This window comes from Microbacterium pasadenense, assembly GCF_047246565.1.
In the GTDB taxonomy this organism is placed as follows: domain Bacteria; phylum Actinomycetota; class Actinomycetes; order Actinomycetales; family Microbacteriaceae; genus Microbacterium.
The window spans coordinates 19165-35268 of sequence record NZ_JBFOKN010000002.1 but is presented as its reverse complement, the minus strand read 5'-3'; the positions used below and the strand labels follow the sequence as shown (position 1 = coordinate 35268).

At 71.1% G+C, this 16104-nt stretch carries 16 protein-coding genes; 8 read left to right on the top strand and 8 right to left on the bottom strand.

Going from position 1 to position 16104, the window contains the following annotated elements:
- Positions 1 to 5: 5 nt before the first annotated feature.
- From nrdF to nrdH, 4 genes are read right to left on the bottom strand one after another with little or no spacing between them, the layout of a single operon-like run.
- Positions 6 to 983: a class 1b ribonucleoside-diphosphate reductase subunit beta gene (nrdF, locus tag AB3M83_RS06285; RefSeq protein ID WP_412946048.1), complete on the bottom strand. Its 978-nt coding sequence runs from the start codon at positions 981 to 983 to the stop codon at positions 6 to 8.
- 31 nt (positions 984 to 1014) lie between these two features.
- Positions 1015 to 3147 carry a class 1b ribonucleoside-diphosphate reductase subunit alpha gene (gene nrdE, locus AB3M83_RS06280; RefSeq protein WP_412946046.1) on the bottom strand — a complete coding sequence of 711 codons (2133 nt, stop codon included), beginning with the start codon at positions 3145 to 3147 and terminating at the stop codon, positions 1015 to 1017.
- 5 nt (positions 3148 to 3152) lie between these two features.
- Positions 3153 to 3590 carry a class Ib ribonucleoside-diphosphate reductase assembly flavoprotein NrdI gene (gene nrdI, locus AB3M83_RS06275; RefSeq protein WP_412946045.1) on the bottom strand — a complete coding sequence of 146 codons (438 nt, stop codon included), beginning with the start codon at positions 3588 to 3590 and terminating at the stop codon, positions 3153 to 3155.
- A gap of 3 nt (positions 3591 to 3593) precedes the next feature.
- Complete coding sequence (nrdH, locus tag AB3M83_RS06270) at positions 3594 to 3827, bottom strand: glutaredoxin-like protein NrdH (RefSeq protein WP_283714487.1); 234 nt, start codon at positions 3825 to 3827, stop codon at positions 3594 to 3596.
- A 397-nt stretch (positions 3828 to 4224) separates the two neighbouring features.
- Between nrdH and AB3M83_RS06265 the strand changes: the two genes are divergently transcribed.
- The gene (locus tag AB3M83_RS06265; RefSeq protein ID WP_412946044.1) at positions 4225 to 5430 is read left to right on the top strand and encodes an MFS transporter; all 1206 of its coding nucleotides are present in this window, start codon (positions 4225 to 4227) and stop codon (positions 5428 to 5430) included.
- Between the two features lie 3 nt (positions 5431 to 5433).
- Here AB3M83_RS06265 and AB3M83_RS06260 read toward each other — a convergent pair whose 3' ends face one another.
- Positions 5434 to 5838 carry a pilus assembly protein CpaE gene (locus AB3M83_RS06260; protein ID WP_412946042.1) on the bottom strand — a complete coding sequence of 135 codons (405 nt, stop codon included), beginning with the start codon at positions 5836 to 5838 and terminating at the stop codon, positions 5434 to 5436.
- A 64-nt stretch (positions 5839 to 5902) separates the two neighbouring features.
- Between AB3M83_RS06260 and AB3M83_RS06255 the strand changes: the two genes are divergently transcribed.
- From AB3M83_RS06255 to AB3M83_RS06230, 6 genes are all read left to right on the top strand, one after another.
- Positions 5903 to 6658 carry an alpha/beta fold hydrolase gene (locus AB3M83_RS06255; protein ID WP_412946039.1) on the top strand — a complete coding sequence of 252 codons (756 nt, stop codon included), beginning with the start codon at positions 5903 to 5905 and terminating at the stop codon, positions 6656 to 6658.
- Positions 6659 to 6670: 12 nt separating this feature from the next.
- Complete coding sequence (locus tag AB3M83_RS06250; RefSeq protein ID WP_412946036.1) at positions 6671 to 7828, top strand: acyl-CoA dehydrogenase family protein; 1158 nt, start codon at positions 6671 to 6673, stop codon at positions 7826 to 7828.
- Positions 7829 to 7896: 68 nt separating this feature from the next.
- Positions 7897 to 9168: a DUF445 domain-containing protein gene (locus AB3M83_RS06245; protein ID WP_412946034.1), complete on the top strand. Its 1272-nt coding sequence runs from the start codon at positions 7897 to 7899 to the stop codon at positions 9166 to 9168.
- A 14-nt stretch (positions 9169 to 9182) separates the two neighbouring features.
- A complete protein-coding gene (locus AB3M83_RS06240; RefSeq protein ID WP_412946031.1) occupies positions 9183 to 9524 on the top strand; it encodes a gamma-glutamylcyclotransferase family protein in 342 nt (113 codons plus the stop codon).
- Entirely contained in the window at positions 9521 to 10405 is an 885-nt protein-coding gene (locus tag AB3M83_RS06235) for an arginase family protein (protein ID WP_412946029.1), read from the top strand. The genes AB3M83_RS06240 and AB3M83_RS06235 overlap by 4 nt, the downstream gene beginning before the upstream one ends.
- On the top strand, positions 10402 to 10881 hold the full coding sequence (locus AB3M83_RS06230; protein WP_412946028.1) for a SixA phosphatase family protein: 480 nt from the start codon (positions 10402 to 10404) through the stop codon (positions 10879 to 10881). The genes AB3M83_RS06235 and AB3M83_RS06230 overlap by 4 nt, the downstream gene beginning before the upstream one ends.
- On the opposite strand, the gene hutI is transcribed toward AB3M83_RS06230, so the two are convergent.
- Genes hutI through hutH form a run of 3 tightly spaced genes read right to left on the bottom strand, consistent with a single transcriptional unit; the run spans position 10874 to position 15266 of the window.
- The gene (gene hutI, locus AB3M83_RS06225) at positions 10874 to 12037 is read right to left on the bottom strand and encodes an imidazolonepropionase (RefSeq protein ID WP_412946027.1); all 1164 of its coding nucleotides are present in this window, start codon (positions 12035 to 12037) and stop codon (positions 10874 to 10876) included. The two genes, AB3M83_RS06230 and hutI, sit on opposite strands and share 8 nt — an antisense overlap.
- Positions 12034 to 13692 (bottom strand): urocanate hydratase, encoded by a 1659-nt coding sequence (gene hutU, locus AB3M83_RS06220; RefSeq protein WP_412946025.1) that lies wholly within the window; start codon positions 13690 to 13692, stop codon positions 12034 to 12036. Before hutU ends, hutI begins: the two co-directional genes overlap by 4 nt.
- 29 nt (positions 13693 to 13721) lie before the next feature.
- A complete protein-coding gene (gene hutH / locus AB3M83_RS06215) occupies positions 13722 to 15266 on the bottom strand; it encodes a histidine ammonia-lyase (RefSeq protein WP_412946024.1) in 1545 nt (514 codons plus the stop codon).
- A 34-nt stretch (positions 15267 to 15300) separates the two neighbouring features.
- On the opposite strand from hutH, the gene AB3M83_RS06210 reads away from it, so the two are divergent.
- Positions 15301 to 16104 (top strand): IclR family transcriptional regulator, encoded by an 804-nt coding sequence (locus AB3M83_RS06210; protein ID WP_412946022.1) that lies wholly within the window; start codon positions 15301 to 15303, stop codon positions 16102 to 16104.

Genomic DNA, 16104 nt, shown 5'->3' with positions numbered 1-16104 from the left:
CTCTCTCAGAAGTCCCAGTCGTCGTCCTCGGTCGCGACGGCCTTGCCGATCACGTACGAGGAACCCGATCCCGAGAAGAAGTCGTGGTTCTCGTCCGCGTTGGGCGAGAGCGCCGACAGGATCGCCGGGTTCACGTTGGTGACCGTCGCGGGGAACATGGCCTCGAAGCCGAGGTTCATGAGCGCCTTGTTGGCGTTGTAGTGCAGGAACTTCTTGACGTCCTCGGTGAGTCCGATGCCGTCGTAGAGGTCCTGCGTGTACTGCACCTCGTTGTCGTAGAGCTCGTAGAGCAGCGAGAACGTGTAGTCCTTGAGCTCGTCGCGCTCGGCCTGGCCGAGCCGCTCGAGTCCGCGCTGGAACTTGTAGCCGATGTAATAACCGTGCACGGCCTCGTCACGGATGATGAGGCGGATGATGTCGGCGGTGTTCGTCAGCTTCGCCTTGCTCGACCAGTGCAGCGGCAGGTAGAAGCCCGAGTAGAACAGGAACGACTCCAGCAGGGTCGAGGCGACCTTGCGCTTCAGGGGCTCGTCGCCGCGGTAGTAGTCCATGACGATGTGAGCCTTCTTCTGAAGGTTCTCGTTCTCGGTGGACCAGCGGAAGGCGTCGTCGATCTCGGGCGTCGAGGCGAGCGTCGAGAAGATCGACGAGTAGCTCTTCGCGTGCACCGACTCCATGAAGGCGATGTTGGTGTACACCGCCTCCTCGTGCGGGGTGATGGCATCCGGGATCAGCGAGACGGCGCCGACCGTCCCCTGGATCGTGTCCAGGAGGGTCAGCCCGGTGAACACGCGCATCGTGGCGGTCCGTTCCTCGGGGGTGAGCGTCGCCCACGACTGCACGTCGTTGGACAGCGGCACCTTCTCGGGCAGCCAGAAGTTGTTCACGAGGCGGTTCCACACCTCGAGGTCCTTGTCGTCCTGAATGCGGTTCCAGTTGATCGCCTGGACCGAGCTCAGCAGCTTCAGGGGTTCGGGAGTCATGTCGTCGTTTCCTTCGTCGGTTCCTGGTCGCTCAGAGCATGCAGGAGACGCACTCCGCCATGTCGGTGCCCTCGAGGGCCATCTGACGCAGACGGATGTAGTAGATGGTCTTGATGCCCTTGCGCCACGCGTAGATCTGGGCCTTGTTGATGTCGCGGGTGGTCGCGGTGTCCTTGAAGAACAGCGTCAGCGACAGGCCCTGGTCGACGTGCTGGGTGGCAGCCGCGTAGGTGTCGATGACCTTCTCGTAGCCGATCTCGTACGCGTCTTCGTAGTACTCGAGGTTCTCGTTCGTCATGAACGGCGCCGGGTAGTAGACGCGGCCGATCTTGCCTTCCTTGCGGATCTCGATCTTCGACGCGATCGGGTGGATCGAGCTCGTCGAGTTGTTGATGTACGAGATCGAGCCGGTCGGCGGGACGGCCTGGAGGTTCTGGTTGTAGATGCCGTGCTTCTGGATCGATGCCTTCAGCTCGGCCCAGTCCTCCCGCGTCGGGATGGCGATGCCGTCGAACAGCTCCGCGACGCGCGGCGTCGCCGGCTTCCACTCCTGCTCGATGTACTTGTCGAAGAACTCTCCGGTGGCGTACGTGGAGTCCCAGAACCCGTCGAACACCTGGCTGCGCTCGATGGCGATGGTGTTGGACGCCCGCAGGGCGTGGAACAGCACCGTGTAGAAGTAGATGTTCGTGAAGTCGATGCCCTCTTCGGACCCGTAGTGGATGTGCTCGCGGGCGAGGAAACCGTGCAGGTTCATCTGGCCCAGGCCGATCGCGTGCGAGCGGTCGTTGCCGTCCTCGATGGAGCGGACCGAGCGGATGTGGCTCTGGTCGCTGACAGCGGTGAGGGCACGGATGCTCGTTTCCACGGTGCCGGCGAGGTTCCGCCCGTCCATGGCGAGGGCGATGTTCATCGACCCGAGGTTGCAGGAGATGTCCTTGCCGATCGAGTCGTACGAGAGGTCCTCGCTGAACGTCGTCGGCGTGTTGACCTGGAGGATCTCGGAGCACAGGTTCGACATGTTGATCCGGCCCTTGATCGGGTTCGCCCGGTTCACCGTGTCCTCGAACATGATGTACGGGTAGCCCGACTCGAACTGGATCTCGGCGAGGGTCTGGAAGAACTCGCGCGCGTTGATCTTCGTCTTCTTGATGCGCGCGTCGTCGACCATCTCGCGATACTTCTCGGTCACCGAGATGTCGCCGAACGGAACGCCGTAGACCTTCTCGACGTCGTACGGCGAGAACAGGTACATGTCCTCGTCGTTGCGGGCGAGCTCGAAGGTGATGTCGGGGACGACGACACCGAGGGACAGCGTCTTGATGCGGATCTTCTCGTCCGCGTTCTCGCGCTTGGTGTCGAGGAACTTCATGATGTCGGGGTGGTGCGCCGAGAGGTAGACGGCACCGGCGCCCTGACGCGCACCGAGCTGGTTGGCGTAGCTGAAGCTGTCTTCGAGCAGCTTCATGACGGGGATGATGCCGCTGGACTGGTTCTCGATCTGCTTGATCGGCGCACCCGCCTCGCGGATGTTCGACAGCAGCAGCGCCACGCCGCCGCCGCGCTTGGACAGCTGGAGGGCGGAGTTGATGCCGCGGGCGATCGACTCCATGTTGTCCTCGATGCGCAGCAGGAAGCACGAGACGAGCTCGCCGCGCTGCGCCTTGCCGGCGTTGAGGAAGGTCGGCGTGGCGGGCTGGAAGCGACCCGACAGGATCTCGTCGACGAGCTTGGTCGCGAGGCCCTGGTCCCCGTCGGCGAGCGCGAGCGCCGTCATCACGACGCGGTCCTCGAAGCGCTCGAGGTAGCGCTTGCCGTCGAACGTCTTGAGCGTGTAGCTCGTGTAGTACTTGAACGCGCCGAGGAAGGTGTCGAAGCGGAACTTCGCCGCGTATGCGCGGTCGTTGAGCGCCTGGATGAACTCGAAGGGGTACTGGTCGATGACCGCGCCCTCGTAGTACTCCTTCTCGACGAGGTAGTCGAGCTTCTCCTTGAGGGAGTGGAAGAACACCGTGTTCTGGTTCACGTGCTGCAGGAAGTACTCCCGCGCCGCACGACGGTCGGCGTCGAACTGGATCTTCCCGTCCGCGCCGTACAGGTTCAGCATCGCGTTGAGGGCGTGGTAATCCATGCCCTCGAAGCGCGCCTCCGTCTTGAAGGCCATATCCGTCACTGCAGCTTCCACCAGTCTTCCAATCCGCCGCTCACGCGGTCGACGTCCTCGGGCGTGCCGAATACTTCAATCCGATACAAGTGCGGCACAGAACACTTGCGGCTGATGATCTCTCCGGCGAGCCCGAAGGACTCGCCGAAATTGCTGTTCCCTGCGGAGATGACCCCGCGGAGCAGTCTCCGATTGCCCTCGTCGTTGAGGAACCGGATGACCTGCCTGGGTACCGCGCCCTTCTCCTCGCCGCGGCCCTGGCCTCCCCCGTACGTGGGGGTGACCAGCACGTACGGCTCGTCGACGTGGAGGAGAGGTGCGGTGGAGTGGAGCGGGATGCGGCGGGCCGGCATCCCGAGCTTCTCGATGAATCGCGCCGTGTTGCCCGACACGCTCGAGAAGTAGACGAGCAGCGGCACGTGCGTTCCGACGGCCGCGCTCATCGCTCAGACCAGGCGCGAGGCCAGCTCGTCGATCTTGTCGGGACGGAAGCCCGACCAGTGGTCCTCGTCGGTGACGACGACCGGAGCCTGCAGGTAGCCGAGCGACTTGACCCGCTCGAGCGCCGCCGGGTCCTCGGAGAGGTCCAGGACCTCGTATTCGATGCCCTTCGAATCCAGCGCGCGGTAGGTCGCGTTGCACTGCACGCACGACGGCTTCGTGTAGACGGTGATCGCCATGTCTCGATCCTTCTTCGCTCGGGAGATCTGGGTTCTTCCGGCTGGGGTGCCGCCGGGAGCTCAATACTACATATGGGTACGGACACTGGCTAGCACCACAAGGGCTAGTAGTTACATCCGTGTAGTTTTCGTACGTTCCTCCACAGGTACAACACAACTTGTCCACCATTTCATCCACAGGAACGGGGTTGATTCCGGAGTCCGAAAAGGCCGGGATGACGGGCGAGTCGACGCGCTGCGGGTGGATCTCTCCACAGATCGGACGCTACGCCGCGGTTCCGACATCCGATTCCCCGCCGCGGGGCCGACCGGGCGTGTCGCGGCGTGTCGGACCCGTCCCCGCCGCCGTCCCCGCCGCCGTGTCGCTCCGGCCGGTCGCGGCGATTACGGTGGGAGGGTGGCGGGATATCAGGAGCTTCTGCGCGTACCCGGGGTGGCGCGCATCATCGCCGCACAGCTGACCGCCCGCTTCCCGAGCGGCATGACGAGCCTCGCGATCCTGCTCCATGTCGAGCAGAGCACCGGCTCCTACGGCGCCGCGGGCCTCGTGCTGGCGGCGGCATCCGTCGGCCAGGCCATCGCCGGTCCCGTGACGAGCCGCTGGATGGGGGTCTGGGGCATGCGCCGCGTGCTCGCGCTCACGACGATCGTCTGCGCGGCGGCCGTGCTGGTGCTGGCACTCGCGCCGCTGTCGCTCGTGGGCTTCATGGTCTTCGCGTTCCTCTCCGGCATCTCCAACCCGCCGGTGCAGCCGGCCGTCCGCACGATCTATCCGAAGATCGTGAATTCCCGCCAGCTCACGCCGCTGTTCTCGCTGGACGCGAGCCTGCAGGAGATCATCTGGATCATCGCGCCGGTGGTCATCACCTTCGTGGCGACGCAGGTGGGGACCACACCCGCACTGCTCCTCATCGTCGTCATCCTGATCGGCGGCGGAGCGTGGTTCCTGTTCTCCCCCGAGGTCGGCCGCGTCCGCATCCCGCGCAGCCGCCGCGGCCTCGGCCGTGTGCTCGGCAAGCCGGTCGTGCTCCTCGGCACCGTCACCGGCTTCCTCCTCGTGGGCGCGTGTGCGGCGATCGAGGCCGGCGTCGTCGGCGCGTTCGGCCACGACGGGCTCGAAGCGGGGATCATCCTCGCGGTGTTCTCGGTCGGCAGCCTCGCCGGCGGCCTGTCGTTCGGTCACATCCCGATCGGCCGCTGGGCGATGGCACGCCGCTTCGCGATCGTCGCGGTCGGCGTCACCGCCCTCGTCGTCTCCCTCGACATCTGGTGGATGGGCGCGACGCTGTTCGTCGCCGGCATCGGCATCGCCCCCGCCCTCGCCGTCATGTTCGCCATGACCAGCGCGAGCGTGAAGTTCAGCGAGACGGCCGAGGCCTACGGCTGGATCGGCACCGGTCAGCTCATCGGCTCCGCCGCCGGATCCGCCGTGGCCGGGTTCCTCATCGACGGCGTCGGCGCGGTCGGCGCGTTCTGGGCGGCGGCGCTGTTCGCCATCGCGGGCATGCTCGTCGCGATCGTGTTCGTCCGCCACTTCCCCGATCTGCGCGGACGCGACGCGAGCCCCATCCCCGACACGGAACCCGTGCCGGTCATCACCTGACGGTCAGACGACCCGCACCAGCAGGAAGAGCACCGCCTGCCCGTAGGCGTCCGCGGGCTCGGGATGGCGGAAGCGGTGCTCCGCGCCGCCGACCTCGATCGCCACCTCGTACGTGTCGGGCAGACGCGTCAGCGCACGGAAGGCGCCGCGCAGCATCTCGCGCAGCTGCGCCTCGGACGGGAGCCACAGGGCGTCCTCCAGCGCGATCGAATCGAGGGCCCACTCCGTCGTCCCGTTGAAGGCGAGGAGATCGCCCGTCGGATAGCTGCGCGCCTCGACGGTCATGTCGCTCACCGTGTAGACGTCCGCCTCGAACTCGGGCTCGTCCAGCTGGAAGCGGTCCCCCGCTCGCGGATGCCAGATCAGGCCGGTCGCCCGCAGCTCGCGGGCCAGGTCGGTGGAGATCATCCGACCATCATCGCGCCCGCGCGGGGGCCCGGGGGCGGCATCCGTCCGACAATAGGCTGTGATCATGCCAGCCCCCGTCGCCCTTCCCCGTCTCAGCTGGGGTCTGCCGTCCGCCGAGCGGCGCGCCCTCCTCGTCCACGGACTCGGCTCCTCGGGCGCGCTCATGTGGCGGTACGCGGTGGCGCTCGCGGATGCCGGCTGGCGCGCGGACGCCGTCGACCTGCGCGGCCACGGGGCGGCGCCTCGGACGCTCGACTACACGATCGCGGCCTATGCGGCGGACCTCCTCCACAGCGGCGCGCCGGACGACGAGCCCTGGGACCTCGTGGTGGGCCATTCGCTGGGCGGCGCCGCCGCGACCGTCGCGAGCGCCGCGGCACCGGGATGGACTCGCCGTCTCGTGCTCGTCGACCCGGCGATCCACCTCGCCGACCGCGATCGCGAGACCGTCCGGGCGAGTCAGGAACGGGCGTTCGCCGACACGTCGACCGCCGGGGTCCGGGCGGAGCACCCGAACTGGCACGAGCTCGACATCGAGCTGAAGGCCGCCGCCGCCGCGCAGGCGAGCCGGTGGGGCGTCGAGCAGACCAGCATCCAGAACACCCCCTGGGACGTGCGAGGCGCCGCCGCCCGGCTCGCCGTGCCGACCCACGTCATCGCGGGCGATCCCGAGGTGTACTCCATCTTCGCCGGCGCCCTGGCGGACGAGGTGCGGGCGAACCCGCTCATCACGATGTCGGTCGTCGCCGGCACCGGCCACTCCCCGCACCGCGACGACCCCGACGCCGCGGCCGCGGCGCTCCTCGCGGCGCTCGACTAAGAGGATCGCGCCATGGCCTTCGACCCGAGCGTCCACCTGCCCGACGACCTCCTGGAGCGGATCCGGTCCCGCGCACCCCAGGTGGACGCCGACAACGTCTTCCCCGAGGCGGACCTCGCCGACCTGACCGCGGCGGGGTACCTGTCGATCCTCGTGCCCGCGGCGCTCGGCGGCGCCGGGCTGGGCCTCGCCGAGGCATCCGTCCTGCAGCAGCGCCTCGCGACGGCGGCGCCCGCCACCGCCCTCGCCGTCAACATGCACCTCGTCTGGACGGGCGTGGCGAAGGTGATGGCGGACCGGGGCGACGACGCCCTGCGCTTCGTGCAGGAGGGCGCGGTCTCGGGCGAGGTCTTCGCCTTCGGGATCAGCGAGGCGGGGAACGATCTCGTCCTCTTCGGCAGCGACACGGATGCCGCGCCTCGGGCCGACGGCTCGTACGCCTTCACCGGGACGAAGATCTTCACCTCCCTCGCCCCCGTCTGGACGCAGCTGGGCCTGCACGGACTCGACACGTCGGACCCGGCGCAGCCGCGGCTCGTGTACGCCTTCGTTCCGCGGACGGGCGCGATCGTCACCCGCGACGACTGGGACACGGTGGGGATGCGCGGAACGCAGTCGCGGACGACCGAGCTGCACGGCGCCGTTGCCCCCGCCGATCGCGTCGTGCGGCGGCTGGCCCCGGGACCGAACCCCGATCCGCTCGTGTTCGGCATCTTCAGTGTGTTCGAGCTGCTGCTCGCGTCGGTGTACACCGGCGTCGCACGCCGCGCCCTGGATCTCGCGGTGCAGACGGCGAGGACGCGGACCTCGAAGAAGACCGGTCGGGCGTACAGCCAGGACCCCGACATCCGCTGGCGGGTCGCCGACATGGCCCTCGCCTACGACGCCCTGCCCGTCCAGGTCGAGCAGCTCGCGCGGGACGTCGACGAGCGGGCCGACCACGGCGCGATGTGGTTCCCTCGGCTGAGCGCCGTCAAGCACCGCGCCGTGACGACGGCCAAGCAGGTGGTCGACGAGGCGATGCTCGTCGCGGGCGGCTCGTCGTACTTCACCCGCAACGAGCTGAGCCGGCTCTACCGGGACGTGCTCGCGGGCATGTTCCATCCCTCCGACCCCGAGTCGGTGCACAGCGCCGTCGCCACCGCCTGGCTGGGCCCGCTCGACGGCTGAGGTCCGCCGTCGACCAGCGGGCGCGGCCGTCCGGCGGCGGGCGGCGGCGCGCATGGCAGGATGGCCGAATGGCCCGACTCCCCTACGGCACGCTGAGCGCCGCCGACCAGCAGCGGCACCGCGGCCTCCGCACCATGAAGGCCGTCGCGCTCGGCGCGCTCGGGTTCATGGCGGTGGTCTTCGTCGTCGCGTTCGTCCTGCAGGATCAGGTGCCGGCCCTCGGCTACGTCCGCGCCGCGGCCGAAGGCGGCATGGTGGGTGCCCTCGCCGACTGGTTCGCCGTGACGGCGCTCTTCCGGCATCCGCTCGGGATCCCCATCCCGCACACCGCGATCATCCCGCGTCGCAAGGACGAGATCGGTCGCACGCTGGGAGAGTTCGTGGAGACGAACTTCCTCGAGGCGTCCGTCGTCCGCCAGAAGCTCGACTCGGCGTCCATCGCCCGCACCGCCGGAGTGTGGCTGCAGCAGCCCGAGCATGCGACCCGGGTCGCCGGTGAGGCGTCGGCGATGGCGACCGGCGTGCTCACCGCGCTCAGCGACGACGAGGTGCAGGACCTCATCAGCGACCTCGCCCACGAACACCTGCTCAGTCCCTCGTGGGGGCCGTCGGTGGGCGGATGGCTCGACCGCGTCGTCCAGGCGGACGCGCACCGCGGCGCCGTCGATCTGGGCGTCGACAGCATCGGGCGGTGGCTGGCCGCCAACCGCGAGGCGTTCGACGGCCTCGTCTCGCGTCGCCTGCCCTCGTGGGTGCCGTCGGTGGCCATGCGGCTCGTCGACGACACCGTCTACCACGAGGCCACGAAGTTCGTCGAGGCCGTGCAGCGCGACCCCGACCATCCCGCACGTCGCGCGCTCGACCAGTACCTCAGCCGTCTCGCCGAGAACCTGCAGCACGACGACGAGACCATCGCCCGCCTCGAAGGCGCCAAGAGCGCCGTGTTCGACAGTCCCCGGGTGCGGGCGCTCGCCGCCGACGCGTGGAACACCGCCAAGTCGGGCCTGCTGCGCGCCCTCGCCGACGAGGACAGCGGCCTGCGGCGACGCGTGGCGGCCGCGCTCAGCGACCTCGGCGAGCGCCTCGCGACCGACACGGCCCTGCAGGGTCGCGTCGACGGTCGGATCGCGGATGCCGCCGTGTTCCTCGTCGACCGGTACCGCCACGACATCGCCTCGATCATCACCGACACGGTCGAGCGCTGGGATGCCGACGAGACAAGTCAGAAGATCGAGCTCATGGTCGGTCGCGACCTGCAGTACATCCGACTCAACGGCACGATCGTCGGCGCGCTGGCCGGTCTCGCCATCTTCACCGTCGCGCACGCCCTGCTCCCCTGACTAGCCTGTGGAGCATGACGGCTCCTCGGCTCGAGCGCCTGTTCGTGTACGGCGCCCTCCGTCAGCGCGACCTGCAGCTCGACACGTTCGGGCGGATCGTCGAGAGCGAGCCCGGCATCCTGCCCGGCTACACCGCGAGCGTCCAGGGCATCGCGGACGGCCGGTTCACGGATGCCGGCGGCCCCGTCGTCCAGCCGGTGCTGCGGCGCACCGGCGACCCGCTCGACAAGGTCCCCGGCGAGGTCCTGCGGCTCGAGCTGATCGAGCTCGAGGCCGCCGACGAGGTGCAGATGGCGACGTTCCGCCGCACGCGCGTGCGGCTCTCGGATGGAAAGGACGCGTGGGTGTACCTGTGACTCCTCCCCTTCATGACGATCCCCGCTGGCCCCGCGCCGGCGACTGGCCGGCTCCCGAGGGCGCCGTCGACGCGGTGCTGCTCGGCCTGCCCGCGTTCCGCACCTCGCTGTCCCCGACGGGCGCACACGCGACCCCCGCCGCCATCCGCGAGGCCCTGCGCCGGTTCAGCTCGACGGTGCTGCTGCCCGAGCCGACCGATCTCGCCGAGGTTCTCCGGATCGCGGATGCCGGCGACGTCGACGATCCCGACGGACCCGACGGCGAGGCCCGCGTCCAGCACCGGGTCGCGGAGCTGCGCCGTGACGCGGGGCTCGTCGTCGCGCTCGGCGGCGACAACTCGATCACGTACGGGGCGGCACGCGGCGCCGCGGCGACGGGGCTCGTCACCGTCGATGCGCACCTCGACCTGCGCGACGGCGTGTCCAACGGTTCGCCGGTGCGGCGGCTCGTCGAGGGCGGACTCGACCCGCGGTGCATCGTCCAGATCGGCATCGCCGACTTCGCGAACTCCGCCGTCTACGCGCGCCGCGCGGCCGCGCTCGGCATCACGGTCATCCCGCTCGACGAGGTGCGGCGGCGGGGCGCCGACGACGTCATGATCCAGGCGATGACGATCGCCGGCGCCGCCGGCGAGGTGCACCTCGACATCGACGTGGACGTCTGCGACCGCGCCGTCGCGCCGGGATGCCCGGCATCCCTCCCCGGCGGCCTGCAGGCGTGGGAGCTGCGCGCCCTGGTGCGGGCTGCGACGACGGACCGGCGCGTCGTCAGTGCCGACATCGTCGAGGTGGATGCCACGGCGGACACCCCGGACGGACGCACCGTCCGGCTCGCGGCCCTCTGCGTCCTCGAGCTGCTCGCGGGACGGGCGCTCGCGTGATCACGCTGGCGATCGCGCGGCATGCGAAGAGCGAGGCGCCCCGTGCCGGGCTCGACGACCACGACCGCCCGCTGACCGAGCGCGGCCGCCGCGACGCGGCCGCCATGGCGGCGCGACTCGCCGATCGCGGCTTCCGTCCCGCGCGGGTCGTCTCCTCCACGGCGCTGCGGGCGCGTACGACGGCGGAGCACTTCGCGGCCGCCCTCGATACGCCCCTCGAGCTGGACGGCGACCTCTACGGCGCCCCGGCGACGCGGCTGCTGGCAGCCGCCGCGGCGAGCGGGCTCCGGGCTGTCCTGGTCGTCGCGCACGATCCCGGGATGACGGTGCTCGCGGACCGGCTCTCGGGCGGCGGGATCGGCCACATGCCGACCTGCGCCGTCGCGACGTTCGTCTGGGACACCGACGACTGGGACGTCGGGACGGCCATCGACCCGGTCGACTGGGCGGTCGAGACGCCCGGCGACCTCAGCTGAGCCGTCGACCCCCGGCGTACACCGCATGCACGAGCGGGACGCCGGGACGGTACGCGAGGTGGCGGCGCGACGGCGCCGTCAGGACCACGAGGTCGGCGCGCATGCCGGGGGCCAGGGCGCCGACGTCGTCCCGTCGCAGGGCGCGCGCACCGCCGGCGGTCGCGGCCCAGACCGCCTCGCCGACGGTCATCCCCATCTCGCGGACGGCCAGGGCGATCATGAGCGGCATCGAGCTCGTGAAGCTCGATCCCGGATTGCAGTCGCTCGCGAGGGCGACGGTGGCCCCCGCATCGAGCAGCCGTCGTGCGTCGGGATACGGCTGCCGGGTCGAGAACTCGACGCCCGGCAGCAGCGTCGCGACCGTGTCGGATGCCGCCAGTGCGGCGACGTCGTCGTCGGTCAGGTGCGTGCAGTGGTCGACGGATGCCGCCCCCAGCCGGACCGCCAGCCGGACGCCGGGACCGGCGCCGAGCTGATTGCCGTGGACGCGGATGCCCAGGCCGGCATCCGTCCCCGCCCGGAGGATGCGCTCGCCCTCCGCCGCCGTGAACGCGCCCTCCTCGCAGAAGACGTCCACCCAGCGCGCGTGCGGGGCGACGGCGGTGAGCATGGCCCCGCAGACGAGGTCGACGTACGCGTCCCGATCGCCCGCGAACTCGGCGGGGACGACGTGCGCGCCGAGGAACGTCACCTCGTCCGTCACCTCGCGGGCGAGCCGGGCGAGGCGCTCCTCCCCGGCGACGGTCAGGTCGTATCCCGTCTTCACCTCGAAGGTCGTGGTCCCCGAGGCGTGCAGCTCGGCCACCAGCTGCGCCAGGCGGCTCCGCAGCCCGCCGTCGGACGCCGCCCGCGTGGCGGCGACGGTCCGGCGGATGCCGCCTGCGGCATACGCCGCGCCGGTCATCCGGGCCTCGAACTCGTCGGCCCGGTCGCCGGCGAAGACGAGGTGCGTGTGACTGTCGACGAAACCCGGGACCACAGCCCGCCCGCCGAGGTCGAGCGACGCGTCGGCCGCCGGGGCGTCTGCCGCGGCTCCGGTCCAGGCGATCCGTCCGTCCTCGACGACGAGCGCCGCATCGGCGATCGTCGCGGTCGGATCCGCGGCATCCGCGTTCGTCGTCAGCTCGCCGATACCGGTGAGGAGCGTGGCGGTCATGCGTCGCCCAGCATGGGAACGGCCAGGCCGCGTTCCCGCGCGACCTCCTTCGCCCGGTCGTACCCGGCGTCGACGTGCCGCATGACGCCGCTGCCGGGGTCGTTGACGAGGACGCGGGCGAGTTTCTCCGCCGCCAGCGGCGAGCCGTCGGCGACGGTGACCTGTCCGGCGTGGATGGAGCGTCCGATGCCGACGCCGCCGCCGTGATGGAGTGACACCCAGGAGGCGCCGGACGCCGTGTTGAGCAGGGCGTTGAGCAGCGGCCAGTCCGCGATCGCGTCCGATCCGTCCGCCATCGCCTCCGTCTCGCGGTAGGGGCTGGCGACCGAACCGGCGTCGAGGTGATCGCGGCCGATGACGATGGGACCGGCGAGCTCGCCCGAGGCGACCATCTCGTTGAACCGGAGACCCGCCCGGTGGCGCTCCTGATAGCCGAGCCAGCAGATGCGGGCCGGCAGCCCCTCGACCGGGACTCTGTCGGCGGCCTTCTCGAGCCATCGGTGGAGTGCGGTGTCGTGCGGGAAGAGCTCGGCGACGGCGCGGTCGGTCTTCGCGATGTCCTCGGGGTCCCCCGAGAGAGCGACCCAGCGGAAGGGCCCCTTCCCCTCGGCGAACAGCGGGCGGATGTAGGCCGGCACGAATCCCGGGATGTCGAAGGCGCGCTCGCACCCGCCGAGCTGGGCCTCGCGACGGATCGAGTTGCCGTAGTCGAAGACGGCGGCGCCGGCGTCGTGGAAGCCGACCATCGCGTCGACGTGCCGGGCCATCGACGCCCGTGCACGCTCGGTGAAGCCGGCCGGATCGGCCGCGGCCTCCTCCTTCCACCGCTCGAACGGGACCTCCTCGGGGAGGTAGGCCAGCGGATCGTGCGCACTGGTCTGGTCGGTCACGATGTCGATCGCGGTGCCGCGGGCGAGGAGCGCGGGGAACACGGTCGCGGCGTTGCCGACGACGCCGACGGACAGCGCCTCGCCGGCGTCCTTCGCCGCGAGAGCGCGAGCCACCGCCTCGTCGAGATCGGCGGTGTACGCGTCGAGGTAGCCGTGCTCGACGCGCCGCCGCAGCCGCGACTCGTCGACGTCGACGACGAGGACGGCGCCGCCGTTCATCGTGACGGCCAGCGGCTGCGCACCTCCCATGCCGCCCGCGCCGCCGGTGAGGGTGAGGGTGCCGGCGAGGCTCTCGCCGCCGCGCGAGCGCGCGACCGCGGCGAAGGTCTCGTACGTGCCCTGCAGGATGCCCTGCGTGCCGATGTAGATCCACGAGCCCGCGGTCATCTGGCCGTACATCGTGAGGCCGAGGTGCTCCAGGCGCCGGAACTCGGGCCACGTCGCCCAGTCGCCGACGAGGTTCGAGTTCGCGATCAGCACGCGAGGGGCCCACTCGTGCGTGCGGAAGACGCCGACGGGCTTTCCGGACTGGACGAGCAGGGTCTCGTCGGGTTCGAGCTCGTCGAGCGTCCGGACGATGGCGTCGTAGGCGTCCCAGCTGCGGGCGGCGCGGCCGGTGCCGCCGTAGACGACGAGATCCTCGGGATGCTCGGCGACATCCGGGTCGAGGTTGTTCATCAGCATGCGCTTGGCGGCCTCGGCCCCCCAGCTCTTGGCGGTGCGCTCGGGGCCGCGCGGTGCGCGGACGGTGCGGGGTGTCGACATGGCGTCCTCCTCGACGACGGGGTCTCTGGCTACGGGGTCGCGGCCGCGATCGCGGCCACCTCGCCGGCGATCACGAGCCCGGTCACGGCCTCCAGATCGGGCGAGAGGTACCGGTCCGGGCCCGGCCCGGCGACGACCGTCCGGACGAGGGCGCGGACGGCACCGGTCACGGCGGCGGGTTCGAGCGGGGCGCGCAGGTCGAGGGCGCGGCATCCGGTCACGATCTCGATGGCGAGCACCCGCGCGAGACCGTCGATCGCCCGGCGCAGCTTGCGGCCGGCCGCCCAGCCCATCGAGACGTGGTCCTCCTGCATGGCGGACGACGGGATGGAGTCGACGGATGCCGGCACGGCGAGCCGCTTGAGCTCCGAGACGATGCCGGCGGCGGCGTACTGCGCGATCATGAGTCCGCTGTCGACGCCGACCTCGTCGGCCAGGAACGGCGGCAGCCCGTTGCTGCGGCTCGGGTCGAGCGCACGGTCGGTGCGGCGCTCCGAGACGGATGCCACGTCCGCGGTCGCGATCGCGAGGAAGTCCAGCACGGCGGCGACCGGCGCCCCGTGGAAGTTCCCGTTGGACTCGACCCGACCGTCCGGGGTGACGACCGGGTTGTCGACCGTCGCCGCGAGCTCCCGCTCCGCGATGGTGCGCGCGTGGTCGAGGGTGTCGCGGGCCGCCCCGTGCACCTGCGGCGAGCAGCGCAGCGAGTAGGCGTCCTGCACCCGCGTGCAGACGGCCGGGTCGCGGTGGCTCGCGACGAGCGGCGATCCGGCCAGGGCTCGCCGCAGGTTCGCGGCCGACACGGCCTGCCCGGCCTGCGGGCGGAGCGCCATGAGGTCCGCGGCGAACACGGCATCCGTCCCGAGCTGGCTCTCGACCGAGATGGCGGCGGCGAGATCGGCGGTCGTCAGCAGCATCTCGAGGTCGGCGAGCGCGAGGGCCAGCATCCCGAGCATGCCGTCGGTGCCGTTGATGAGGGCGAGTCCCTCCTTCTCCTCGAGGACGAGCGGCGGGATGCCGGCGGCTGCCAGCGCCTGGGCCGCGGGCGCCGATGAGCCGTCGGCCGTCCGCACCTCGCCTTCGCCGAGGGCGGCGAGCGCGATGTGCGACAGCGGCGCGAGGTCGCCCGAGCAGCCGAGGGAGCCGTACTCCCGGACCACGGGGACGATGCCGGCATTGAGCATCGCGGCGTACGTCTGGACCACGACGGGGCGGACGCCCGTCCGTCCCGACGCGAGCGTCTGCAGCCGCAGCACCTGCAGCGCGCGGACGACCTCGCGCTCGACCTCGGCGCCGGTGCCGGCGGCGTGCGACCGGATGAGACTCGCCTGCAGCTGCCGCCGGCGCTCCGGCGCGATGAACGTGGTGGCGAGGGCGCCGAAGCCGGTCGAGATGCCGTAGTGCGGCGCGGGGTCGTCGGCGAGCCGCTCGATGAGCGCCCGCGTCTCAGCCACCCGGGCGAGGGCGGCGGCGCTGATCTCGACGGGCGCGTCGTCCCGGGCGACGGCGACGACCTGCTCGGGGCGCAGCGGCGCGTCGCCGATCGGGACGGGAGTGGGGACGGATGCCAGCATGCCCCCATCACACCGCGGGAGGTGTCGCCGGGCCATGCACCCCTGGCATCCTGTGTCTGTGATCCCAGACAGTTCGCCCGCACGTCCCCAGGTCCCGGCAGCGGACCAGACGCTCCGGATCCTGGCGTTCCTCGCCCGGCAGCGCGGCCCCGTCGGTGCGCAGACGATCGCGACGCAGCTCGGCATCCCGCGCTCGAGCGTCTACCACCTGCTGGCCGCGATGGCCGCGCACGGCTTCGTCGTGCACCTCGAGGGCGAGCGCCGCTGGGGCCTCGGCACGGCCGCCTTCGAACTGGCCGGCGGCTATGCCCGCCAGGAGCCGCTCGCCCGGATCGGTCGCCCGCTCGTGGCGCAGCTCGCGGACCGCGCATCGGAGAGCGCGCACCTCGCGGTGATGACGGGCCGCGACGTCCTGTACATCGTCGAGGAGCGGGCGCGTCGCCGCCCGGCGCTCGTCACGGATGTCGGCGTGCGGCTGCCGGCCCACCTCACCGCGACCGGCCGGGCGATGCTCGCCGCCCTCCCCCGCGAGCAGGTCCGGGCGCTGTTCCCGGACGCCACCGCCCTGGCCGCCGATCGCACGGGCCGTGGACCCACCCGGCCGGCCGAGCTGCGCGAGCTCCTGCGCGAAGTCCGCGCCCGGGGTTTCGCGACGGAGGACGGCGAGGTCACGCTCGGCCTGCGCTCGGTCGGCGTCGCGGTGCGCGACCACGCCGGCTGGCCCGCCGCCGCCATCGCCGTCACCTGGCCGGCGGACGCCGCCGTCGACGTCAACGGGCTGACCGCGCTCGCGACCGATGCCGCCGCCACCCTCGCGGCCCGCATCGGCGGACGCTGA